This window comes from Amycolatopsis iheyensis (genome assembly GCF_024703995.1).
Lineage (GTDB): Bacteria > Actinomycetota > Actinomycetes > Mycobacteriales > Pseudonocardiaceae > Amycolatopsis > Amycolatopsis iheyensis.
Map to the genome: position 1 here is coordinate 219,488 of NZ_JAMXQV010000012.1, position 22,985 is coordinate 242,472.

At 72.8% G+C, this 22,985-nt stretch carries 18 protein-coding genes; 7 read left to right on the forward strand and 11 right to left on the reverse strand.

Features of this window, described 5'->3' with window-relative positions; genetic code table 11:
• Window positions 1-41: 41 nt before the first annotated feature.
• From M8542_RS23375 to M8542_RS23405, 7 genes are all read right to left on the reverse strand, one after another.
• Complete coding sequence (locus M8542_RS23375) at window positions 42-1,763, reverse strand: amino acid adenylation domain-containing protein (RefSeq protein WP_257922344.1); 1,722 nt, start codon at window positions 1,761-1,763, stop codon at window positions 42-44.
• Window positions 1,744-3,021 carry a glutamate synthase-related protein gene (locus M8542_RS23380; RefSeq protein ID WP_257922345.1) on the reverse strand — a complete coding sequence of 426 codons (1,278 nt, stop codon included), beginning with the start codon at window positions 3,019-3,021 and terminating at the stop codon, window positions 1,744-1,746. The genes M8542_RS23375 and M8542_RS23380 overlap by 20 nt, the downstream gene beginning before the upstream one ends.
• Window positions 3,018-3,998 (reverse strand): asparagine synthetase A, encoded by a 981-nt coding sequence (locus M8542_RS23385; protein WP_257922346.1) that lies wholly within the window; start codon window positions 3,996-3,998, stop codon window positions 3,018-3,020. Before M8542_RS23385 ends, M8542_RS23380 begins: the two co-directional genes overlap by 4 nt.
• The gene (locus tag M8542_RS23390) at window positions 3,995-5,320 is read right to left on the reverse strand and encodes a methylaspartate mutase (protein ID WP_257922347.1); all 1,326 of its coding nucleotides are present in this window, start codon (window positions 5,318-5,320) and stop codon (window positions 3,995-3,997) included. The genes M8542_RS23385 and M8542_RS23390 overlap by 4 nt, the downstream gene beginning before the upstream one ends.
• Window positions 5,314-5,778, reverse strand: a complete 465-nt coding sequence (locus tag M8542_RS23395; RefSeq protein WP_257922348.1) for a cobalamin B12-binding domain-containing protein — start codon at window positions 5,776-5,778, stop codon at window positions 5,314-5,316. Before M8542_RS23395 ends, M8542_RS23390 begins: the two co-directional genes overlap by 7 nt.
• Window positions 5,779-5,862: 84 nt before the next feature.
• A complete protein-coding gene (locus M8542_RS23400) occupies window positions 5,863-6,633 on the reverse strand; it encodes an AfsR/SARP family transcriptional regulator (protein WP_257922349.1) in 771 nt (256 codons plus the stop codon).
• 184 nt (window positions 6,634-6,817) lie between these two features.
• A complete protein-coding gene (locus M8542_RS23405) occupies window positions 6,818-9,913 on the reverse strand; it encodes an AfsR/SARP family transcriptional regulator (RefSeq protein ID WP_257922350.1) in 3,096 nt (1,031 codons plus the stop codon).
• Between the two features lie 241 nt (window positions 9,914-10,154).
• On the opposite strand from M8542_RS23405, the gene M8542_RS23410 reads away from it, so the two are divergent.
• From M8542_RS23410 to M8542_RS23425, 4 genes are all read left to right on the forward strand, one after another.
• Window positions 10,155-10,295 carry a hypothetical protein gene (locus M8542_RS23410; protein ID WP_257922351.1) on the forward strand — a complete coding sequence of 47 codons (141 nt, stop codon included), beginning with the start codon at window positions 10,155-10,157 and terminating at the stop codon, window positions 10,293-10,295.
• Between the two features lie 15 nt (window positions 10,296-10,310).
• Window positions 10,311-10,850, forward strand: coding sequence for a hypothetical protein (locus M8542_RS23415; RefSeq protein WP_257922352.1), 540 nt, complete (start codon window positions 10,311-10,313; stop codon window positions 10,848-10,850).
• On the forward strand, window positions 10,847-11,764 hold the full coding sequence (locus tag M8542_RS23420; protein ID WP_257922353.1) for an HTTM domain-containing protein: 918 nt from the start codon (window positions 10,847-10,849) through the stop codon (window positions 11,762-11,764). Before M8542_RS23415 ends, M8542_RS23420 begins: the two co-directional genes overlap by 4 nt.
• Before the next feature lie 197 nt (window positions 11,765-11,961).
• The gene (locus tag M8542_RS23425; RefSeq protein WP_257922354.1) at window positions 11,962-14,553 is read left to right on the forward strand and encodes a glycoside hydrolase family 3 protein; all 2,592 of its coding nucleotides are present in this window, start codon (window positions 11,962-11,964) and stop codon (window positions 14,551-14,553) included.
• Window positions 14,554-14,593: 40 nt separating this feature from the next.
• Here the strand turns inward: M8542_RS23425 and M8542_RS23430 are convergent, their stop codons facing one another.
• Genes M8542_RS23430 through M8542_RS23440 form a run of 3 tightly spaced genes read right to left on the reverse strand, consistent with a single transcriptional unit; the run spans window position 14,594 to window position 17,991 of the window.
• Window positions 14,594-15,973 (reverse strand): sugar ABC transporter ATP-binding protein, encoded by a 1,380-nt coding sequence (locus M8542_RS23430; protein ID WP_257922355.1) that lies wholly within the window; start codon window positions 15,971-15,973, stop codon window positions 14,594-14,596.
• A 1-nt stretch (window position 15,974) separates the two neighbouring features.
• Window positions 15,975-17,018, reverse strand: a complete 1,044-nt coding sequence (locus tag M8542_RS23435; RefSeq protein ID WP_257922356.1) for a sugar ABC transporter substrate-binding protein — start codon at window positions 17,016-17,018, stop codon at window positions 15,975-15,977.
• A complete protein-coding gene (locus tag M8542_RS23440) occupies window positions 16,960-17,991 on the reverse strand; it encodes an ABC transporter permease (protein WP_257922357.1) in 1,032 nt (343 codons plus the stop codon). The genes M8542_RS23435 and M8542_RS23440 overlap by 59 nt, the downstream gene beginning before the upstream one ends.
• Window positions 17,992-18,096: 105 nt before the next feature.
• Here M8542_RS23440 and M8542_RS23445 point away from each other — a divergent pair, with 105 nt between their 5' ends.
• From M8542_RS23445 to M8542_RS23455, 3 genes are read left to right on the forward strand one after another with little or no spacing between them, the layout of a single operon-like run.
• Window positions 18,097-18,840, forward strand: a complete 744-nt coding sequence (locus M8542_RS23445) for an SDR family NAD(P)-dependent oxidoreductase (protein ID WP_257922358.1) — start codon at window positions 18,097-18,099, stop codon at window positions 18,838-18,840.
• A gap of 9 nt (window positions 18,841-18,849) precedes the next feature.
• A complete protein-coding gene (locus tag M8542_RS23450; RefSeq protein ID WP_257922359.1) occupies window positions 18,850-20,223 on the forward strand; it encodes a GMC family oxidoreductase in 1,374 nt (457 codons plus the stop codon).
• 53 nt (window positions 20,224-20,276) lie between these two features.
• Complete coding sequence (locus M8542_RS23455) at window positions 20,277-21,047, forward strand: IclR family transcriptional regulator (RefSeq protein ID WP_257922360.1); 771 nt, start codon at window positions 20,277-20,279, stop codon at window positions 21,045-21,047.
• A gap of 708 nt (window positions 21,048-21,755) precedes the next feature.
• Here the strand turns inward: M8542_RS23455 and M8542_RS23460 are convergent.
• Complete coding sequence (locus M8542_RS23460; protein WP_257922361.1) at window positions 21,756-22,976, reverse strand: HNH endonuclease signature motif containing protein; 1,221 nt, start codon at window positions 22,974-22,976, stop codon at window positions 21,756-21,758.
• Window positions 22,977-22,985: the final 9 nt, after the last annotated feature.

The window sequence follows — 22,985 nt, forward strand, 5'->3', positions numbered from 1 at the left end:
CGTATCGGCGGCGCATTCTGGAAACGGCCCGGCGAAACGCCTCAGGCGACCGGACGGCGCCGGTTCCGGGCGGCGGCGGGAAGCGCGCGCAACGCGGCCCGGTCGAGTTTTCCGTTGGCGGTCAACGGCAACGAGGCGAGCATCGTGAACCCGGCCGGCACCATGTGCTCCGGCAACGTCTTGCGGGCGTGCGCACGCAGTTCGCCGGCTCGTGGTGGCGCCGCGCCCGCGCGGCCGACGACGTAGGCGACGAGCCGACGCGCTCCGGGACGGTCCTCCCGCACGACGACCGCGACCCGGCCGACGTCCGGGTGTTTCGCGAGCGCTGCTTCGACTTCGCCGGGTTCGACGCGGAACCCGCGGATCTTGACCTGCAGGTCGCCGCGGCCGCGGAAGTCCAGCGTCCCGCCGGGCCGTCGCCGGCCGAGGTCGCCGGTGCGGTACATCCGGCTCCCGTCCGCCCGCACGACGTCGGGCACGAACCGTTCCGCCGTGCGCGCCGCCTGGCCCAGGTATCCGTTCGCGAGTCCGGCGCCGGCCAGGTAGATTTCGCCGGTTTCCCCGTCCGGGACCGGTTCGAGGCGGTTGTCGAGCAAATACAGCCGTTTGTTTTCGACCGGGTTCCCGATCGGCACGGGCTCGCCCGTGAAATCGTCGGGGCCGACCGGGTGGCAGGTGGTGAACCCCATGCTTTCGACCGGACCGTACCCGTTGCCCACCCGCAGCCCTGGGAACCGGCCGAGCGCGCGGGCGATGTGCTCGGCCGAAGCCACCTCCCCACCGGTGAACACCAGCCGGACGCCGGTGAACGCCGCCGGGTGCTCGTCGACCAGGTAGTTGAAGAGGCTCGACGAAAGCTGGAGCATCGTCACCGCGTGCACCGCGACCAGTTCCTCGATCGCGGCCGGGTCCGGGTTCTGCCCCGGCTGCAGCACGCACGCCCCGCCGAAGAGCAGCGCGCCGAACAGCTCGAGCGCGAACCCGTCCCAGGACACCGGCGAGCACTGCAGGAACACTTCGCCCGGGCCGAACTTCGCGTACGTCTGCCCGGCGTAGGTGCCGAGCAGGGCCCGGTGCGGCGCCGCGACGCCCTTGGGCCGCCCCGTCGAGCCCGACGTGTACATCACGCAGGCGGTGTCGGCGGGGTGGCCGGGCACAGCGGGGTTGACCGTGCCGGGAGCCGGTTCGCCGGCCTGCGGTGGCTCGATGACGAGGGGTTCCGCGGCCAGCTGCCCGCGCAGCCGCGGCGAGCACACGACGAGCGCGCTGCCGCTGTCGGCCAACGCGGCGTCGAGCCGCGCGACCGGGAAGTGCGGGTCCAGCAAGGCGTACCCCGCGCCGGTCTTGAGGACGGCGAGCAGCGCGACGACCAGCTCGATGCCGCGCTCGAGGTGGACCCCGACGACGTCGCCGCGGCCCACCCCCCGGGCGAGGAGCCGGTGGGCGAAGACGTTCGCCCGGTCGTTCAGCTCGGCGTAGCTCAGCCGCGTCCCGGCGAACAGCAGCGCCACGGCGTCGGGCGTGACCGCCGCCTGCTGTTCGAAGAGCTGGTGCACGCGAAGCGCGGGATCGGGCGGGAGCGGCACCGGCCGGGTCCGTCCGGACGCGTCGGCCTCCCGCAGGCACTCGGCCCGGCTCGCCGGTCCGTGCCGCCGTGACCAGCCGCCGGGGACCGCGTGGTCCGCCGGCCACAGGGCGGTGTCCCCGAGCTCGTTGACCACCAGCACGTACCGCGCGTCGCCGTCATCGAACGGATTCGTCATCGCGCTTCCCCACCTCCCGGGCCGCCGCCGGCTCGCCGGGCCGCCACACGTCTTCGACCCGCAGCGCGCGGGCGGAGTACTTGCCGAGCGCGCTGACCAGCAGCTGCAGCTCGAGCCGCAGGCAGGCCACCAGGCGGGTCAGCCCGGCTGCCGGGTCCTCGTCGACGGCCAGCAGCGCCGCCCGCCCGAGGCCGGCCGCGCGCGCTCCCAGCGCCAGCGCCTTGACCACCCGGGCGCCTTCCCACATCCGGCCCGACACGAGCAGGCACGACTCACCCGGGTCGATCCGCTCGAGGCATTCGGCCAGCGGCAACCCGGCGTGCTCGAGCGCCGCCTTCGGCGCCCACCCCGTGCCGCCCTCGGCGCCGTCCACGGTCACCACGTCCGCACCCGCCGCCCAGGCGATGGCCGACGCGGCGCCGACGTCCCGGCCGGGCGGGAGCTTGACCCACACCCGGGCCCGCGGGTAGTTGTTGCGCATGAACCGGACCTGCTGGCGCAGGATCTCCTCGGTGAACGTCCCCGCGGTCGCGCACCGCAGGACGCGGCGGCCGTCGCGCAGGACGTCGGCGGAGCGGTAGCGGCCCGCGGCCACGGTCTCCGCTGCCGCGTCCACAATGGCCATGCCACCCAGCCCGGGTTTCGCGCCCTGTCCCACCTTGAGCTCGAAGGCCAGCCGCCCGGACGCCAGCAGCGGCTGGGCCTCCGGCGCGCTGTAGACCAGGTTCCACACCTCGGCGTCGGCGTCCTCCGTGCTCTGCTGGACCGCGACGCCGCCGCTCGTGCCGCTCGAGGATTCCGCGTACGCGAGCAGCCGCGCGATCAGCCCCCGCGCACCGTCCTTTTCGGACCGAGAGCCGTCGGTCGGCACGACGTTCTCCCCGATCACCAAGGGGATCCCGAGTGCTCCGGCCTGCGCGCTGAGGGCGATCGCGAGCGACGAGCCGGCGCGCGTCGAGCCGAACGCCGAGACGTAGAGCGGCAACGCGGCGGAGAACCCGCCGATGTCGGTGTCCAGGGCGACGTCCTCGTGCCCGGGCTCCCGGCCCAGGTCGATCAGCTTCTCCAGCCGTTCCGGCACGAAGACCGGCGGCACCAGGCGCAGCGCGTCGAGCGCGTCAGCCCCGCTCCGGTCCGCGACGGCGCCGAACAGCCCACGGCCGTACTCCTCCTCCGCGGGGAACACCGCGGCGGCGCCGGACCGGGCCCGCTCGCGGACGGCCGCCTCGGGGAAGCCCGCGGCCCGCAGGCCGGTCACGGCGACACCACCCCGGCCAGCTTCGGGAACGCGCTCGCCTGCCACACCTCGTCGAGCCCGGCGACGTAGCGGGTCAGCCGTTCGAGGCCGAGGCCGAACCCGGCGCTGGCCGGAATGCCCTGGCGCACCAGGTCGAGGTACCAGCCGTACTTGGCCGGGTTCTCGGCGGTCTCCCGCATCCGCGTGACGATCCGCGCGTAGTCGTGTTCCCGCTCGCCGCCGCTGACCAGTTCACCGAACGCCTCCGGGGCGATCAGGTCGAAGTTGCGCAGCCGGCCGGGCTCGTCCTCGTCTTCGCGGTCGTAGAAGCCCCGCGCGCCCTTGGGGTAGCCGGTGACGAAGAACGGGCGTCCGGCCTTGCCGGACAGCAACGCCTCGCCGGCCCAGTCGAGCTCCGCGTCCGGGTTCTGGTCGTGACCGAACCGCCGCAGGTCGGCCACCGCGTCGGTGTGGGTGAGCCGGTCGAACGGCTGGGCCAGCAGCTCGACGAAGGCCGCCGGGTCCCGGCCCAGCAGGGCCAGGTCCGCCGCCGCGTCGCGCACGACCGCGGACACCGCGTGGCGCACCACGGTTTCGGCGACCGTCATCAGCTCTTCACGGGACGCGCCCGCGGCCTCGACGTCGATCTGGTGGAACTCGACGAGGTGCCGGCCGGTGTCGCGGGTTTCGAGTGGTTCGAGGCGGACGTTCGGCGCCACCGTGAAGATCCGCTCGAACCCGAGCAGCGCGGCCTGCTTGTAGAGGATCGCGCTCGTCATCAGCTTGTACCGGTGGCCGTAGAAGTCGACGTCGACCTGCTTGGACCCGCGCCCGCCCGGATCGGTGACCGGGCCGATGACGGGCAGCAGGAGCTCGGTGAACCCGGCGTCGCGCAGGCATTCGCGCGCCGCGGCCACGATCCGGCCCTGGATCCGCAGCACGGCCTGGGTGGCCGGGCTGCGCAGGTGCGCGCCCGGGTCACGGCTCTGCTCGGTCATGTCGTCCTCCCGATCGGTGTGGTGGTGCGCCACTGCTTCCCTGACCGCGCCGCCGCGGCGCGGTCGAACTCGTCCCGCACGAACGACAGCGCGGACAACAGCTCCGCGGAGCCGGGTGCGGGCCCGCCGCGGGCGGTCGTGACGTCGCCGATCGGCAGCCCGCCGATGTCGGCCCAGGACAGCCGGCCGTCGGCGCCCAGGTGGCTGCGGGTCCGGCGGGCGTTGTCCGGGTGGAGGCAGAACGGCACGTCGAGCCGGCCCAGCCGGAACGCCTCCACCAGGGCCCGCCCGACGTCGCCGTCGAGCTCCAGCACGCCGCGCACGAGCGCGCCCGCCTCGGCCAGCACGCCGGACTCGGGCCCCGCGGGCTCGGGTAGCCGGCTCGTCCCCAGCGCGGCGAGGTTCGCCGTCTCCAGCGCCTGGACGTTCTCCGCGACGGACGGGATCCGCGCCGACTCGGCCACGGTCTTGACGATCAGCCGCGCGGCGCCGCATTCGACCGCGAGCTTCGCCGCTTCTTCGAGCAGGAGCAGCGCGCCCGCGCCGGTGCGCGGGAACAAGCCCATGTAGGCGTAGACGACCAGGTGCCAGTCGATGTCGCCGAGGTACCGGGTGGCGAGCGTGCGCAAGGCCCGCAACGCTTCCCGGTCCTGCTGCGGGTTCGCCTGCTGGGCGTAGCTCAGCGAGACCGTCCGCAGCCCGTGCTGCTTGAAGAACAACGCTTCGAGCAGGCTCACCGCCACCAGCAGGCTGGGCGGGCACAGCTGCCCCATCAGGCACCCGCCGAACGTCTCCACGTGCGGCTCGATCCCGGCCTCACGCAGCTGCCCGAGCACCGCACAGCTCTCTTCCCAGTTCCGCACCGAATGCCGCAGCGGCGTCCGGCCGTAGGGCAGGCAGTACGAAACCGGTCCGCCTTCGGTGGCGTCGAGGCCCGCCCGCAGCAACGCCGTCATGATGCGCTGCGGGATCGCCGAACCGTGCCGCACCTGGACCGGGAAGTCCACATCGGACACCCCGGTCAGCACCGCGCGGTTCGTCCGGCGGCCGTGCGCCACGAGCGGGTAGCCGTTCAGCGGCGTGCCGGTGACGAGAGCCTGGCGCGCCGACTCGTGGTCGCCGACGCGGGTGTAGCTGTCGAGGGTGAGCGTGCCCGCGGTCGTCGCCGCGGCGCCCCGGACCGCGAGCAGCGCCGAGCGCATGACGCGCGGGTCGCTGAACCCCATCCGCGGCTGGACCACCAGCCGCCCCGCCCGGTGCGCGCGGGAAACGAAGTCCGCGAACGCGTTCCCCGTCGGCGCGGGGTCGCTTCCGGTCAGCACCGCGCACCCGCCCCGACCCGGTCCACGAACCGGCGGAAGCGGGCCATGCCGCCGTTGTCGTGCCCGAACACCGCCGAAAACCCGGCGTCGACGAGGTTCCTGGCCGACACGAGCGGATCTTCCTGCCCGGTCCCCAGTTTCCCGCCGATCACCAGCGGCACGGTGCCGAGCCCGGGCGCCGCCCGCAGGGTCCGCGCGAGCCGGGCCCCCTCGTCGGCGCCGTGGCCGTTGACCGTGCTGATCACCACCAGGTCCGGCCGTCGCGCCTGGCATTCCCCGCGCAGCAAGGCATCCGGCACGCACGGGCCGAGGTTCACGACGCGGTGTCCCCATTCGCGCAGCAGCAGTTCGAGGAAGATCAGGTTCCACGTGTGCGAGTCGGACGCGATCGTGGCGAGGACCACGTCGAGCCCGCCGGCGGCAGCCGGTCGCCGAGATGTCCGTAAACCCCTTCGCACGCGCCGCTCCCTCGTCACTCGCCGTCCCGTCCGTTGCTTCCGACGCTAAGCGGGTGCCGTATCGGGATCGCACGGGAACGAGCGCTACGGCCGGGCGAGCACGCCGCTTCCGGCTTCGTCCCGCAGCACCGCGGCGTGCAGCGCCACCAGCTCGCGCCGGGGATCCAGCCCCGCCTCGTCCCGCAGCCGCGCCCGGGCCTGACCGAAGACCTCCAGGGCCGCCGTGCGCCGGCCCGACCGGTGCAACGCGAGCATGTACAGCTCGATCAGCCGTTCCCGCAACGGATAGCGTGCGGTGAGCGCCGCCAGCTCGCCCACGACGACCCGCGAACGGCCCACGGCCACTTCGAGCTCGAGCAGGTGCTCCAGCGCCGCCAGCCGCTCTTCTTCCAGCTGGTACACATCGATGTCGAGCGCGCTCGACCCGGCGTCGCCGAACAGCGGACCTCGCCAGAGCGCCAGCCCGCGGCGCAGTTCTTCGGCGGCACCGTGCCGGTCTCCCGACGCGGCCAGGCCCGTGGCCACCCGGGTCCGCTCCCGGAACACGGCGAGGTCGAGCTGACCCGCGGCCACGCTGATGGTCACGTCCTGGCCGGAGCGCCGGATGGGCGCGGCCTCGCCGGTGGCTTCGGCGATGCTGCGGCGGAGGATCGCGACGACGTTGCGGATCTGCGCCCCGGCGCTGCGCGGTGGCCGTCCTTCCCACAGCACGTCCGCCAGCCGCGAGACCGGGGTCGGCCGGCTCGCGTCGAGCAGCAGCACCCCCAGCGCCTTGCGCTCCCGCGGTCCGCCGACGGAGAACTCCCCGCCCCCGGTTTCGGCGGTGACCGGCCCCAGTATCTTGAACGACAGCATTCCCACTCCCCTTGGTCATCCCCACGGCGTCGGCCGTGCGAAGCAGCCGACGGACAAGTTGCGCGGAGACCCGGACGAGATACACGAAATCGGGCAGCCCGCCGGACGACCTCCCGTCCGCCCGACCGGCCGGCGCGTGTCCGGCGCACCGCCGCGGTCTCCGGAGAAACCCTAGGAGCGGGAACTATTCCCGGCCTACTCGCCGGATACCCGGGGCCGCGGCGACCGTGCGGCACCGCTGGCAGCTCACCGGGTCGCCGCCGAGCGCGGCGAGGTGGTCGCGGGCGTTGCCCGCCGCGGCGATCCCGGCCGGATAGTGCCCGAGCGCGGTCTCCCAGTGCCGGCGGGCGCGTTCCTCGTCGCCCGCGGCCAGCGCGACGTGCGCCAGGCCTTCGCAGGCCCGCCCGGCCAGCAGCGGCAGGTGCAGCTCCGCCGACCGCGTGCGAGCCTCCTCGAAGAGCCGGCCGGCTTCCGCGGGCTGTCCGGCCGCGAGCGCCGTCTCGCCGAGCGCGGCCAGGGCGTCGCATTCGACCTCGCCGATGTTCGCGCCCCGGCTGAGCTCCAGCGCCCGCGTCCCGAGCTCATGGGCCCGGCCGAGGTCGCCGAGCTCGCGGTGCGCGGCGCCGAGCCAGGAAAGCGCGAAACACGAGCCGGGATGGTAACTGATCCGCTTGCTGATCCCGAGCCCACTGGCCAGCCGTTCCACCGCCGTTTCGGCCCGGCCGGCCAGCAGGTGCGCTTCGCCGATGTTGATCAGGGTGATCGCTTCACCCTGGTGGAATTCGAGGTCCCGGCAGATGCCGAGCGCCTCGGAGAAGTAGTGCAACGCCGTTTCGGTGTGCCCCATCCGCGAGGAAACCGCGCCGATGTTGTTCGTGAAAGCGGCGTAGCCCTGTCGATCTTCCAGGCGCATCGCGATTTCCCTTGCCTGGGAAAACGTTTCCGACGCCTGGGGCAGGTCGCCGGCGCGGATGTGGGCGATCCCGAGGTTGGCCAGCAGGTAGGCGACGGCGGGCTCGTCGTCGATCCGCCGGGTCAGCCCGATCGCGTCGAGCAGCAGCCGGCGGACCTCGTCGTACCAGCCCCGGTCGCGCAGGATCAGCGCGATGTTCGTCAGCGCCGCCGCTTCCCCGCGCACGCTGTGGTGCCGCCGCGCCGCCTCCAGCGCGCCGCGGAAGATGTCGAGCGAGCTCTCCCGGTAGTTGACGCGGGAGAAGAACGGCTCCAGCACGCACGGCAGCTGCCAGGTGTAGGCGGTCCAGTCCTCTTCGATGGCCGCCCGCGCCGTCGCGACGAGGTTCTGCAGCTCCGCCTTGAGCAGCTCCATCGCCGCCGGCTCGGACTCGATCACCGGCACGTGCCGCGGCGGGTGCACCAGGTCGGGCTCGATCCGGGAGAAGCCCCGCGCGATCGGCCCGCAGCAGACCCCGGCGAGGTGCAGGTAGTGGTCGAACAGCCGGTGGCGCGCCTCGAGCCGTTCGTCGTCCCCGCGCTCGCGCAGGGCGGACCGGGCGAAGTCGCGCACGAGGTCGTGCAGCCGGTAGCGGCCCGGCGAGTGCTGCGTGACCAGGTGCGCCTGCACCAGCCCGTCCAGCAGGTCTTCGGCCGTGAGCAGCTCGACGTCGCCGACCGCGGAGACCGCTGCCGGATCGAAGTCCGTGCCCGGGTGGACGCCGAGCAGGGCGAGCAGCCGGCGTGGAGCGTCGTCGAGGTGCCGGTAGGACACCTCGAGCACGGCCGCGACGCTGCGGTCGCCCGCGGCCAGCAGCCGGGCGCGTCCGCTCTCGTCGCGAAGCAGCCTCGCGAGGTGACCGGCCGTCCACGACAAGCGGTGCCGCAGCCGCGACGCGGCCACCCGGATGGCCAGCGGCAACCGGCCGCACAGGCGCACGACCTCCGCGACGTCGGCGAGCTCGTCCTCCGTGCGACGCAGCCCGGCGACCCGGGTGAACAGCTCGACGGCGTGGTCGTGGGGCAGCACGTCCAGCGACACCGGCACGGCCGCTTCGAGCCCGGACATCCGGTGCCGGCTGGTGACCAGCACGACCGCGCCGCTCGTCCCGGGCAGCAGGTGCCGCACCTGGTCTTCGTCGACGGCGTTGTCGAGCACGAGCAGCACCCGCCGGCCGGCGAGGTGCGACCGCCACTGCGCGGCGCGGGCGGTCAGGTCGTCCTGGATCCGTTCGGCCGGGTACCCGCTCGAGCGCAGCAGCAGGTCCAGGGCGGCGGCCGGGGTCAGCGGGACGCGCCCGGCCGTGTAGCCGTGGAGGTCGACGAAGTAGTGGCCGTCGGGGAACTCGGCTTCCAGCCGGTGGCCGAGGTGCACCGCCAGCGTCGTCTTGCCGACGCCGCCCATGCCGTCGATGGCGAGGATGACCGGCCCGCTGTCCGGCCGGACCGTCAGCTCCGCGAGCAGGAGGTCGAGTTCCGCGTCGCGGCCGGTGAAGTCGCGCGTGCCGTGCGGGAGGAACGAGGGCCGTTCGGCCACCACGGGCACCGCCGGCTCGTCCCGGTGCGGCGCGAGCACGGGATCGCCGAGCAGCTCGGGGTCGCCCCGCAACACCCGGCTGTGCAGGTCCACCAGCTCGGGCCCGGGATCGAGCCCCAGTTCCGCGGCGAGCGCCTGCCGGCCTTCGCGGTACACCTGCAGCGCGTCGCTTTGCCGGCCACTGCGGTAGAGCGCGAGCATCAGGGATCGCCTCGGCGACTCCCGCAGCGGCTCGCTCGCGACGAGCTCGGTCAGCTCCCCGATCACCTGCTCGTGCTCGCCGAGGTCGAGCCGCAGCGAGAGGAGCTTTTCCCGCGCCGCCAGGCGTTGTTCGGCCAGGCGCGCGGCCGCGTTGGCGAACCGGGCGCCGCCGACCCCGGCGAAGGCCGGTCCGCGCCAGTGGCCGAGGGCGGCGCCCAGCGACGCCACCGCGTCGGCCGTCCGGCCGGCTTCTTCCGCGGCGCGCGCCGCGGAAACCGCGTCGAGGAAGCAGGCCAGGTCGAACTGTTCGGGCCGCACGACGATCCGGTAGCCGATGTCGTCGGTGACGATCGTGCTCTCCGCCCCGCCGTCGCCGAGCCAGCGGCGCAGCGCCGCGACCGCGTTGTGCACCTGCTGACGGGCCGTGTCCGGCGGGTCGTCCCACAGCTGGTCGATCAGCTGCTCGGTCGGCACCACCGCGTTGACGTCCAGCAGGAGCGCGGCGAGCAGCCGCCGCTGCCGCGCCCCGCGCAGCGCACGCACACCGCCGTGCCCCTCCACCTGGACCGGCCCGAGGACACGAAACTCCATCGAAGCCCCCTCACGCCACGCTCCCCTGGCGTTCGCCAGCAATTTACCCACACCTTTCAGGACCACACTGCTCCGAACGGGTCATTTCGATATCGGGGGTTCCGCGAACCGATAGGGCGCGAATAGCGGCGGCCGCTACGGTCTCCCCGGCTGCACACCGTAGGGGCGGTCACGCGGCCACCGGCCCTTTTCCACTGGCCGGTTCCGGACACCGTCCGAATCATGACAAGAGGGGCGAAAAATGAAAAAGCATTGGCTGATCGGCACGGCACTCGCGGCGCTCACCGCGCTCACCGTCATTCTCACCGGGGCGCACGCCGGGCCCGCGCAGGCGGCGGCGCCGCAGTCGCGGCTCGACGGGTCGATCTGCATCGGCTGCTGAGCCCGCGGAACCACGATGCCCACGGAACGCGGCGGCGCGCCGGACCGGCGCGAGGTCAAGACCGGCCTCGCCGTCACCGCCGGCCTGCTCGCCGTCGCGTTCGTCCTCAGCCTGGTGAACCTGCTGCCGGCCGGTCTCGCCGGCGGCTGGCAGCGGAGCCAGGCCGACGGCTACACCGCGTTCTGGCCCCAGGGCTGGTCTTTCTTCGCCGCACCGCCCCGGGACGGGGTCCTGGTCGCCTACCGGGCGACGCCGTCGGGACCGGGGCCGTCGCTCACCCTTCCGCTCGGCTCCGCGACGTACGCCGGTGGACTGGACCGGGCGGGGTACACGCGGCTGCTGGAGCTCCAGCTCGTCGCGGCCCGGATCCCGGCGAGTGCTTGGCACGCCTGCGGAGCCGCCGGCCAGGATGCTTGTGCGGCGGCCACGCCGGCGGGCCGGCCGCCGGTCCGCAACGACGTGCGCACCCCGTCGCTGTGCGGACCGGTCGTGTTCGTCGCCCGCCGGGCGGCGACGGTGCTCCGGCTGGCCACCGTCGAGGTGGTGTGCGGGTGAGCGCTTTCTTGGACCGCTGGGTGGCCAGCGCGGCGGTCTTCGAACCCCGGGGCCGCGGGTTCGCGGCGGCCCGGACGCTGCTCGCGCTCGCCGAGCTCAGCGTCCTGCTGTTCACGTCCGACGACGCGCTGTTCCTCGGCACCGCGCAGCTGCCGTCAGGCGCGCGGTGCGCCGGGTTCCGCGCGATCTCCCTGTGGTGCTGGACCGGTGGGAGCCCCCGCGCCCAGCTGGCCTGCCGGGTGGTCGCGATCGCGGTCCTCGTCGTCACCGCGAGCGGGTACCGGCCCCGGTGGACCTGCGTGCCGCACTGGTACGTCACGTTCTCCCTGGGCGCCGCGATGACGGTGGCGAACGGCGGCGAAGGCGTCGCCCGGATCGTCACCCTGCTGCTCGTCCCGATGTGCCTCGGGGACGGCAGACGGTGGCAGTGGAGCACGCCCGGCGAGCCGCTGCCCGCTCGCCGGCGCGGCAGCGCGTACGTCGCCCACCTCGTCATCCGCGCCCAGCTCACCGTGGTCTACCTCGACTCCGCGCTGGCGAAGGCCGTCGTGCCGGAGTGGCGGGACGGGCGAGCGGTCGCCGAGGTGTTCCACGATCCCTACTACGGCGCCGCCGCGGCCTGGCAGCGCTGGGCCGGGTCGCTCGCGGACCCGGGCGCGGTGACGACGGCGCTGGGCTGGGGCACGATCGCCGCCGAGCTCGCCGTCGCGGTGCTGGTGTGGGCGCCGGGGCGGTGGCGCGTGGCCGCCTTCGCGATCGCGGTCCCGCTGCACGGCGCGATCATGGCCACGATGGGGCTGGTCAGCTTCGGGGCCGTGATGATCGCGGCGGTCGCGCTGGCCGTCGCACCGGCGGGCTCGCGGGCAAGAGTCCTGCCCGCGAGTGCCCTTGACCTTCACCGCCCCACCGGCTAGGCGTGCCCGGGCACCGGGTGACTCTTATTTTATGTCGAGAATTAACGTGCCGGCCAACGGCCGCAAACTATTGACGTCCTCCCCTCCGCCCGGTGAGGATCGGCCGGTCCGCCGCCGTTCACCGCAGAATGGACCAGACCATGGCCAGAAGATCCCGCGCGTGGTCCCGTGCGCGCCGAAGTTCGCTCGTCACCTTGATGAGCCTGACCCTGCTCGGGGGGCTCGCCACGGCGACCCCGGCCCAGGCCGACGCACCCGCCCAGCCCGTGATCGGCCAGCCCGCCAAGGACAAGGACGGCTGCGCCAAGATCGAGCAGACCCTGCCCACCCTCGCCGACTGGCCCAAGGTCGACAGCCGGTTCAAGGGCAAGGGTGACGACGAGGCGCGCATCGCCCAGATCCTCAAGGGCATGACCCTCGAGGAGAAGGTCGGGCAGATGACGCAGCCCGAGATCACCTCGATCACCCCCGACGAGGTCAAGCAGTACGCCATCGGCTCCGTCCTCAACGGCGGTGGCGCGTGGCCCGGCGGCAACAAGCACGCCACCCAGCAGGACTGGCTGAACCTCGCCGACGCCTACTGGAACGCCTCCAAGACCAGCCGCACCAAGATCCCCGTCATCTGGGGCATCGACGCCGTGCACGGCAACAACAACGTCTACGGCGCGACCGTCTTCCCGCACAACATCGGCCTCGGCGCCGCGCACGACCCCTGCCTCGTCCGCGACGTCGCCGGCGCCACCGCCCGGCAGATCCGCGCCACCGGCCAGGACTGGGCCTTCTCGCCCACCCTCGCCGTCGTGCAGGACGACCGCTGGGGCCGCACCTACGAAGGCTTCTCCGAGGACCCGCGCATCACGCGCTCCTACGGCTTCGAGGCCATCAACGGCCTCCAGGACGGCGCGACCAAGCGCATCGGCTACAACGGCGTCATCGCCACCGCCAAGCACTTCATCGGCGACGGCGGCACGATGAAGGGCCAGGACCAGGGCGTCAACCCCTCGTCCGAGGCCGACATGATCAACATCCACGGCCAGGGCTACTACGGCGCGCTCGCCGCCGGCACCCAGACCGTGATGGTGTCGTTCAACAGCTGGACCAACACCGACCTCGGCATCAACGAGGGCAAGCTGCACGGCAGCGACAAGGCGCTGAACCAGATCCTCAAGGGCAAGATGGGCTTCGACGGCCTGGTCGTGTCCGACTGGAACGGCATCGGCCAGGTCACCGGCTGCACGAACTCCTCGTGCCCGCAGGCGATCAACGCCGGCATCGACATCGTGATGGTGCCCGCCGACTGGAAGGCGTTCATCACCAACACGATCGCCCAGGTGCAGAGCGGCCAGATCCCGATGGCGCGGATCGACGACGCCGTGACCCGCATCCTGCGCGTCAAGCTCCGCGACGGCCTCTTCGAGTCGCAGAAGCCGTCCGACCGCTCCTACGCGAACTCCGACGAGGCGCTGAAGGACAACTGGCTGGCCCGTGACGCGGCCCGCGAGTCGCAGACGCTGCTGAAGAACAACGGCAACGTGCTGCCGCTGAAGCCGAAGTCGAAGGTGCTGGTCGTCGGCAAGAGCGCCGACAACATCCAGAACCAGACCGGCGGCTGGACGCTGAGCTGGCAGGGCACCGGCAACACCAACGCCGACTTCCCCAACGCCACCTCGATCCTGACCGGCATCAAGCAGGACCTCGGCGACGCGAACGTCACGTTCGACGCCACCGGCAACGTCGACCCGAAGGGCTACGACGCCGTCATCGCGGTCATCGGCGAGACGCCGTACGCCGAGGGCGTCGGCGACCTGACCCGCAAGACGCTGGAGGCGTCGAAGCTCTACCCCGAGGACCTGGCCGTGCTGGACAAGGTCAGCGGCAAGGGCACCCCGGTCGTCACCGTGTACGTCGGCGGCCGCCCGCTGTACATGAACAAGGAGATCAACCGCTCCGACGCGTTCGTGGCGGCCTGGCTGCCCGGCACCGAGGGCGGCGGCGTCGCGGACATGCTGGTCAAGGGCAAGGACGGCACGGGCTACCAGGGCACGCTGTCGTACTCGTGGCCGAAGAGCGCGTGCCAGTCGCCGCTCAACCCGTGGTCGCCGGACTACGACCCGCTGTTCAAGCTGGGCTACGGCCTGAAGTCGGGCCAGCGCGTCACCATCGGCCAGCTGGACGAGACCCCGGGCCCGGCGGCCTGCGGCTCCACCGGTGGCGGCGGCACGGCAACCGAGGACCTGTCGATCTACGACCGCACCGACGTGCCGCCGTACACCAGCCAGATCGGCTCGGCCTCGAACTGGGGCGGCACCGTGATCGGCCCGACCGGCACGGCTTCGCACCCGGAGATCAACACCGTCCCGACGGACGTCAACGTGCAGGGCGACGGCCTGAAGGCCACCTGGACGGGTACCGGAGCGGCTCAGCTCTACATGCAGAACACGGCGGGCACGAACGACCTGCGCAGCTACCTGAACGCGGACGGGGCGCTGGAGTTCGACACGACCGTGCAGCAGGCGCCGGTCAACCGGACGGTGATCAGCATGCACTGCGTCTACCCGTGCTTCTCGGAGGTGAACGCGACGAAGCTGTTCACCGACCTGGCGGGCGGCCCGAAGACGACGGTCAAGATCCCGTTGTCCTGCTTCAACAACGGGCTGGACTTCGAGCACATCAACACGCCGTTCCTCGTGTACACCGACGCCGCGTTCCAGGCGTCGTTCGCGAACGTGCGCTGGGTACCCAACGGGGCAAAGGATCCCGATGCGAGGCCCTGTTCGAGTTTGACCTAGGTACCGCACCGGGCCGGGAGCGCGAAGCTCCCGGCCCGGTCTACGTTCCGGCGTTCATCGCCACGCTCAACGCGCGTTCGGACAGCTCCGATCGCGTCAACCGGGCCACCACCCGGCCCCGCTGGAACACCAGCACCCGGTCACACAGCTCGCACAGCTCCGCCAGGTCCGTCGACGCGAGCACGACCGGCTTGCCCTCGGCCGCCAGCGCCGCGATCACCGCGTGCATCTCCGCCCGCGCACCGACGTCGACGCCGCGGGTCGGGTCGTCCAGGACCAGGAGCCTCGGGTCCGCTTCCAGCCACTTCGCGAAGACGACCTTCTGCTGGTTGCCGCCGGACAGCGTGGTCACGAGGTCGTCCGGGCCGCCGCGGATCCGGAGCCGCTCGATGTGCCGGCGGGCGGCCGCGCGGTGCGTTTCGCGGCGCAGCCACCAGCTGCCGAGACCGGCGCCGAGCCACGCGGCCGCGCTCGTGTTGCGCCACACCGGCTGGTCGAGCATCAGCCCGTAGCGCTTGCGGTCGCTGGGGACGAACGCCACCCCCGCCCGGACCGCGGCCCGCGGCGAGCGCGGCGTACCCGGGCCGCTTCCCCGGCCGGACAACGCCGACAGCACCTCGAGGTGGCCCGCGCCCTGCAGGCCCGCCAGCCCGACGATTTCGCCGGGCGCCACCGAAAACAGGCCGTCGACCACGAGCGCCGGCGGCCCGTCGCGCGGGGGTGGCCGTTCGGCGGCGGGCGCGAGTGCGCGGTCCCCCAGCATCGCCGCCACCACGCCGTCCAGGTCCACCGTGGCCGTCTCGACGCCCGTCAGCACCGACCGGCCGTCGCGCAGCACCGTGATCCGCGTGGCGATCCGCAACACCTCCTCCAGGAAATGCGACACGTACAGCACCGCGACCCCGCGCGCGACGAGCCGCCGCAGCACGCCCATCAACCGCGCCACGGCGTCGGCGGGCAACGCCGACGTCGGCTCGTCGAGGATCAGCACCGCCGGGTTCCGCAGCAGTGCCCGGCCGATCTCCAGCAGCTGCTGGTCGGCCAGCGACATCGTCCCGGCTCGGGCGTCGAGCGGGACGTCCAGGCCCAGCTCCGCCAGCACGGGCGCGGCGAGCGAAGCCATCCGCCGCCGGCTGACCAGCAGGCCCCGCCGCGGTGGCGCGAGCGGGAACAGGTTCTCCGCCACCGTCAGGTCGGGGAACACCGTCAGCTCCTGCGCCACCAGCGCAACCCCGGCGATTCGTGGCAGCACGCCCGCGTCCGGACGCTCCACACCGGACAGGATCTTGACGAGCGTCGACTTGCCGGCGCCGTTCTCCCCCACCACGGCGTGCACTTCGCCGGGCCGCAGCACTATGTCCACTTCGGACAGTGCGGTGACGCCGCCGTAGCGCCGGGTCAGGCCGGTCGCGCGCAGCACGTCAGCGCGCCTCGGCCAGCGGCCGCACCAGCGCCGCCGGGTTCGCCAGGATCCGGTCGATCTCCGGCTTGTAGAAGTCGTACGCCGCCTGCGGGGACGTCTGGCGCTTGAGGACCGCGTCGATGTTCGACGAATCCACGACCAGACCGGGCATCCGCAGCCAGCCCTGCGGCAGCGGCTTCTTCTCCTTGACCGACCGGATCAGCAACGCGGTCACGACGTACCCCTTGAGGAAGTGCTCGGGGTCGATGGTGACGAAGTCGAGGCCGTCCTTGACGCCCTGCAACGTCTTCGCGTCGACGTCCGCGCCCGCGACGAGGTACTTGCCGCCCTCGGTCTGCTTGATCTTCGCGAGGTCGTAGCTGTCCGCGTCGCCGACGCCCAGGAACGCGAGCGCACCAGGGTTCGCGTGCACCAGCGCGGCCCACGCGCCGTAGTTCTGGTTGGGGTCGCTGTAGGTCTGGAACGGGCCGAGCACCTTGATCCCGGGCGCCTTCGCGGTCAGCGTCTCCTTGATGCCCTTCGCGCGGCTGTCGAGCACCGGCGTCCCCGGGTTGGGCACGCCGACGACGACGGTGCCGGACGGGTTGGCCGGCAACCGCTTCAGCAGCTCCGAAGCGAGCTGCACGCCGAGGTCGTAGTTGTCGTTGCCGACGTAGAAGGTGATCTTGCTGCCGTCGGTGGGCGCGGTGTCCAGCGCGACCACCGGCACCCCGCGGTCGATCGCGGTCGCGGCCGGCCGGGTGAAGATCGGCGGGTCGAGGTTCTCCAGCACCACGCCGTCCGGGTTGGTCTGCGTGAGGTTGGTGAACAGCTGCTGCTCGGCGGGGCCGTCGGTGTTGGGCGGCCCGACGGACTTGAAGTCGACGCCGCCTTCGTGCTGCGCGGCGGTTTCCGCGCCTTCGACCATCTCGTGGGCGAAGTTGAGGCTGATGTTGGCGACGGCGATGCCCATCTTGAGGTTCCCGCCGCCGGCGTCGCCGGAGCTACCGCAGGCGCTCAGCGTCAGGCAGGTGATCAGGGCCAGGATCGGGACGCGCTTCATGCTTCCTCCTGAGGCCGCGGCCGCGCGTGCGGCGCAACACGCTGTCGAAGGCGACGGCGACCAGGATCACCGCGCCGGTGGCGAACGTCGTCCAGTTGATCGGCACCTGCAGGAACACCAGGCTGGCCGCGACGGTGGTGAGGATGAGGTTGCCCAACACCGCGCCGGGCACCGAGCCGCGCCCGCCGGCCAGCGGGGTGCCGCCGATGATGCAGGCGGCGATCGCGGTCAGCTCGTAGCCGTTGCCGACGGTCGGGTCGCCCGCGGTGAAGAACGCCAGCCCGAGCACGGCGGCGATCCCGCCCATGAAGCCGGACAGGGCGAGCGCGGCGATCCGCGTCCGGGCGATCGGCAGGCCGCTGAACTCGGCGGCGTCCGGGTTGGACCCGACGGCCCGCACCCGCGCGCCGAACCGGGTCCGGGTGAACACGACGGTCAGCACGACCACCGCGACCACCAGCACCCACACCGACGTCGGGACGCCGGCGAGCTCGCCGCCGAACACGCTGAAGAACGCGTGGTCCAGCGGCATCCCGCTGATCTGCTTGCCGTCGGCCAGCGCGAGCGCCGCGCCGCGGAAGAGCAGCGCGGCGGCGAGGGTGACGATGAACGACGGCAGCCGCAGGTACGTCGTGATCACGCCGTTGAGCCCGCCGAGCACGGTGGCGACGAGCAGGATCGCGGGCAGCGCGAGCCACGGCGACCACCCGTCGCGGATCAGCACGGCACCCAGCACGATGCCGAGCGCGTACTGCCCGCCGAGGGAGAGGTCGACTTCGCGCATCGCCAGCGGGAACACCATCCCGCAGGCCATCAGGCCGACGTAGACGGAGCTCTGCGCGGTCGAGAGCAGGTTGACCGGGCGCAGGAAGTCCGGGTGCGCCAGCCCGACGACGGCGACCAGCAGCACGAGGACCAGAACGACGCCGAGCTCGTCACGCACGAGGTGGCGGAATCGGGAGGGCGTCGACATAGCGGCGAAGGTCACCAGCCGGGCGCGGGTTCGGCAAGACGGGCGTTTCGGTGGATGAAACGGTGACCTTGTCGGAACCCGCCGCCGGCCGCCACGCTGCCCGCCATGCCCTCCAGCAGCCGGGTCGCCGTCGTCACCGGGGCCGCGCGCGGGCTCGGCCAGGAGTTCGCCGTCGCGCTCGCCGGCCTGGGCCACCGGGTGGCCGGCTGGGACGTGGCGGACCAGGCCGAGACGTCCGCGCGGGTGATCGCCTCGGGCGGGGAGTTCCTGCCGGTGACCGTCGACGTGACGCACCCGGTCGCCGTCGAAGCCGCGGTGGAGCAGGTGGTGGCCGCCTTCGGCGCACTGCACATCGTGGTGAACAACGCCGGGGTCTACCCGCCGATCGCCTTCGAAGAGACCACCGTGGACGATTGGCGCGACGTCATGCGGCTCAACCTGGAGGGCCCGTTCCTGGTCACCCGGGCCGCGCTGCCGCACCTGCGGGCGGCCGGCTGGGGCCGGGTGGTGAACATCGTGTCGGCGGTCGTCTTCCTCGGCCCGCCGGACCTGGTCGCGTACACGACGTCGAAGGCGGGCCTGGTCGGGTTCACACGGGCGCTGGCCAACGCGGTGGGCCCGGACGGCATCACGGTGAACGCCATCGCGCCCGGGCTGGTGACGACCGCGACCGCCACGCGGACGACCGGCGCCGGCGGCGGGTTCGAGCGCGTCCGGGCGAGCCAGGCGGTGCCGCGCACGGAAAGCCCGGCGGACCTGGTGTCGACGCTGCGGTACGTGTGCGACGAGGGCAGCGGGTTCCTGACCGGCCAGACGCTGAACGTCGACGGCGGGTCGGCTTTCCATTGAGGGGGGCGTGTGAGCCAGCTGCTGGGGGCCGGCGAGGCGGCCGTCGTCACCCGGGTGTGCGAGCTGCTCGTCCCCGGCTCCGCCGCGGCCCGGCCGGACCGCTACCTCGCCGCGACCCTGCCCGCCCTCTCCTCCGCCGACGAGGACGCAGTGCACGCGGCGATCGGGGTGCTGGCCGGCGTCTCGGACGTGCCGACGCTGGCGCGGGTGGCCGGGAGCGCCGCCGTCGACCGGTTCCGCCTGCTGGCGATCGAGGCGTTCTACGGCGACCACACCCCGCCGGGCCGGCGGGGACCCGACCGGGCCGACGTCCTGGTCATCGGCGCCGGCGGCGGGGCGGTCGCCGCGGTGCTGGCCGCGCGGGGAGCCGACGTGCTGCTGCTCGACAGCGGCCCCGGCCGCGCCCGTTTCGTGTCCGCGGTGGACGACGAGCCGATCGGGCCGCCCGCCGCGCCCGGCCCGGTGAAGGCCGAGCGCGCGCCCGCGTCCGATGTCGCGAAGTTCCACGAACGCACCGGCCTGCTCGGCGCGGCGGGCCCGTTCGGGCCGGCGGACCTCGAACCGTGGTACGACCGCCCGGTACCGGTGTCGCGAGCCCGGGTGCGCCGGCGGCACGACGTCCGGCACGTCCTGGTCGACACGTCGGGGCCGCGCCCGAAGGTCACCGGCGTCGCCTGCACGGGCGGCGGCGTGCTCCGAGCCCCGGTCGTCGTGCTCGCCGCCGGCCCGCTCGCGACGCCCCGGATCCTGTTGCACACCCACGAAACCGCCGAGATCGACTCCCCGTCGGCCCGGCTGACCGGGCGGACGCTGGGCCTGCGCCCGGCCCGGCTGGTGTACGGCCTGCTCGCCCGGCCACAGGCCCCCCGCACGGGGTCGGGGTTCACCGTCGAACCGGCCGAGCTGCCCGGCCCGGTCGCCTTCGCCGCGAGCCTCGTCGACCCCGCGGACCGGCCGTTGTGGGGCGGGCGGCTGGCCGAGGTGGTCGGCGGTCACCCCGGCTGGACGGGCCTGCGGGTGCCGGTCGCCGACGACAACACCGCCGTCGCCGGCCTCGGCGTCGGGGACGAGGTCGTCGTGGGCAAGCGGTTCTCGACGGCCGAGCGGCGTTTGCTGACCGACTCGCTCGAGACCGCCGCCGGGCTGCTCCGCGAGGCCGGGGCGCGGGACGTCGTGTGGAGCGGCCTGTTCGCGGCGCACCCGCAGGGCGGCGCGCCGATGGGCGACGACCCGGCCCGCTCGGTGGTGGGCCCGGACGGGCGGTCCCACGACGTCGACGGCCTGTACGTCGCCGACGCGTCGCTGCTGCCGGCCGTGCTCTCGGTGGCCCCGGACCTGACCGTGCGCGCGCTGGCCGCGAAGGTCGCCGAGGCGATCCGGTGACCGCTCGGCTCACCGGCGTTGCCTTGCCACCGCCACCGGATCATCATCACGGGATGACCGGCCCGCCGAAGTCCGTGCTCGCCCGCGGCCTGACGCTGCTGGACGCGTTCTCAGCCGCGGACACGACGTTGTCGCTGGCCGAGCTGACGGCGCGGACCGGCTTGCCGAAGCCGACCGTCCACCGGCTGGCCACCGAGCTGGTCGGCTGGGGCGGCCTGGAGCGCACCGACGGCCGTTACCGGCTCGGCATGAAGCTGTTCGAGCTGGGCCAGCGCGTGCCGCGGCGGCGGGACCTGCGCGAAGCCGCACTGCCGTACCTGGAGGACCTGTACGAGGCAACGCACGAGAACATCCACTTGGCGGTGCAGGACGGCCCGCACACGCTGTTTTTGGAGAAGGTGAGCGGCCGCCGGTCGATGCCGATCGAGTCCCAGGTAGGCGGCAAGCTGCCCCTGCACTGCACGGCGACCGGCAAGGTGTTCCTGGCCCTCGGTTCCCCGGACTACTTCCGCCGGGTGGCGGTAGCCGGACTGGCCCGCTGGACACCCCGCACGATCGTGGCGCCCGGCCGCCTCCGCCAGGAGCTGGCCCGCGCGGCAACAAGCGGCTACGGCGTCAACCACGAGGAGTACGAGGTAGGTGTGTCGGCGGTGGCGGCCCCGGTGTTCGACGCCCGCCGCCGCGTCCTGGCAGCTTTGTCGATCACGGGCAACGCGGCCAAGCTGGACCTCGACCGCCTGGCCCCGGCGGTGCGGACCGCGGCGCTGGCCCTGTCCCGCGAGCTGGCGTTCACCCCGGTCCGCAACCCCCTGGATCGGGGTTGATCAGCGCCACGCCACCGGCTGACGCGACGTGGAAGAGATGCTGGAGACGGCGAGGGCAGCGGTGGCCCGGCCTGGTTCCGCCGGCCCCCGCGCGCGGAGTGCGTGGTCCGGCCGGTCCCGAAGGCGGACGCCCCGGTGACGGTGTATGGCGAAGGCTGGGAGTTGTACCGGAGCGCCTGGGCTGGTGGTGCACACCGGCTTGCACGCGTTGCGCTGGCCCGGGACGCTGTGCCGGTTGGCCGGGGAGCGGCTGGGATGCGTTTGACAGCAACGACTTTCGTAACGAGATGGTTGGCCGCGTGGGTACAGGCCCGTAGCCAATTGGCTGCAGGCCCGTCCCGTCGCTGTACCGGTTGACCGAGAAGCACCCGGGACACTTTTGACAGCAACAACTTTCGCGACGAGATGATTGGCGACGTGGGTATAGGCCCGTAGCCGATTGACCGCAGGCCTGTCCCGTCGCAGCGCCGGTTGACCAAGTAACGGCTGGGACGCGTTTGACAGCAACAACTTTCGTAACGAGATGGTTGCCCGCGTGGGTACAGGCCCGTAGCCAATTGGCTGCAGGCCCGTCCCGTCGCAGTGCCGGTTGACCGAGAAGCACCCGGGACACTTTTGACATCAACGACTTTCGTAACGAAGTGGTTGGCGACGTGGGTGTAGGCCCGTAGCCGGTTGGCTGCGGGCCTGTCCCGTTGTGTGGTTGTCTCAGGCTGCGGTGGGTATGGGTTGGTGGAGGTTGTTGCGCCGGGGTTGTCGGCGCTTGTCAAGCCAGACCGGCGGTAAGAACTCCGGGAGCCCGTCGGGGGCGATGCGGACCTCCCACCCGGAGCGGTGCAGCAACCGGTGGTGGTGGGCGCACATCAAGGCCAGGTTGTTGAGGTCGGTGGGGCCGCCGTCGGCCCAGTGCCGGATGTGATGCCCCTGGCAATGCCGCGGTGGACGATGACAGCCGGGGAAGGCGCAGCCGCGGTCACGTAGGTAGAGGGCGTTGCGGATGGGGGTGGGGATCAAGCGACGGGCACGGCCCAGGTCCAGTGGGGCGCTGGCCGAGTCCAGGACCGCGGGGATGAGTTTGCAGTCGCAGGCGTGGATCCGGGCCTCGGCCGCGCTCAGGGTGCCGGTGTCGCCGAGCAGGGCCGTGCCGAGGCCGGAGGTCAGGTTCTGCAGCGGGATGGTGACCATCACGTGGGCTCGTTCGCCGGCCTGGGTGGGCAGGCCGGGGGTGTTCAACGCGAGGTCGATGGCGTCGGAGAACGCGTCGCCGTAACGCTCGGCCGGGCAACGGTGGTCCTCCGAGCCGCGCCGCTGGGCCAGCGAGTCCAGCAGCGCGCTGGCCCGGGTGCCCGTCTCATCGTCGAGATGACCGGACAGTTCCCAGATACCGGTTCTCTTCCGCCGAAGGGAGAGTTCGCGGCGGGGGGTGGCGGGTTCGGTCTCCTCGGGTGCGGTGCCATCGGGGTCGAGGTGGGCCACGATCCGCGCGCCCAGGGCCGCGACCTGCTTGTGCCCGGAGTCCTCGGCGAAGCTGAGCAGGCTCTGCTCGGCTTCCTCGCGGTGCTCGGGCGGGATCTGGGTCAACGTCGCGACGATCGTGTCGATCATCGGGTTGCTCAGCGAGCCAGACGCGGCAACAGTGCCGGTGGCGGGGGCAATCGCGGGGATCGGGGTGCCGTCGAGAGCGCGGGAGGAGTTGAGGGTCCGGGCCCGCTTGAGGAGCTTCTCGGCAGCCGACTTGGGAATGTCGGCCAGCTGTGCGAGCAGGTGGGGAACGGAGCGGTAGCCGAAGAGTTCCAGGACACCGCGGGATTCGATTTCCACGAGCAGCGACCCAAGCTCGGCTTCGGCGGCCCGCACGACGCCCAGCAGGGTGCTGATCCGGTCGGCGAGTGCGACCGCATCGGCTTGCCAGGCGAAGTTTCTGTCCACACCCCAAGA

Coding starts and splice junctions, on each gene's coding strand:
- M8542_RS23375 (WP_257922344.1), bottom strand. CDS start 1,763: ATGACGAATCCGTTCGATGACGGCGACGCGCGGTACGTGCTGGTGGTC.
- M8542_RS23385 (WP_257922346.1), bottom strand. CDS start 3,998: ATGACCGAGCAGAGCCGTGACCCGGGCGCGCACCTGCGCAGCCCGGCC.
- M8542_RS23400 (WP_257922349.1), bottom strand. CDS start 6,633: ATGCTGTCGTTCAAGATACTGGGGCCGGTCACCGCCGAAACCGGGGGC.
- M8542_RS23405 (WP_257922350.1), bottom strand. CDS start 9,913: ATGGAGTTTCGTGTCCTCGGGCCGGTCCAGGTGGAGGGGCACGGCGGT.
- M8542_RS23410 (WP_257922351.1), top strand. CDS start 10,155: ATGAAAAAGCATTGGCTGATCGGCACGGCACTCGCGGCGCTCACCGCG.
- M8542_RS23415 (WP_257922352.1), top strand. CDS start 10,311: ATGCCCACGGAACGCGGCGGCGCGCCGGACCGGCGCGAGGTCAAGACC.
- M8542_RS23425 (WP_257922354.1), top strand. CDS start 11,962: ATGAGCCTGACCCTGCTCGGGGGGCTCGCCACGGCGACCCCGGCCCAG.
- M8542_RS23435 (WP_257922356.1), bottom strand. CDS start 17,018: ATGAAGCGCGTCCCGATCCTGGCCCTGATCACCTGCCTGACGCTGAGC.
- M8542_RS23440 (WP_257922357.1), bottom strand. CDS start 17,991: ATGTCGACGCCCTCCCGATTCCGCCACCTCGTGCGTGACGAGCTCGGC.
- M8542_RS23445 (WP_257922358.1), top strand. CDS start 18,097: ATGCCCTCCAGCAGCCGGGTCGCCGTCGTCACCGGGGCCGCGCGCGGG.
- M8542_RS23455 (WP_257922360.1), top strand. CDS start 20,277: ATGACCGGCCCGCCGAAGTCCGTGCTCGCCCGCGGCCTGACGCTGCTG.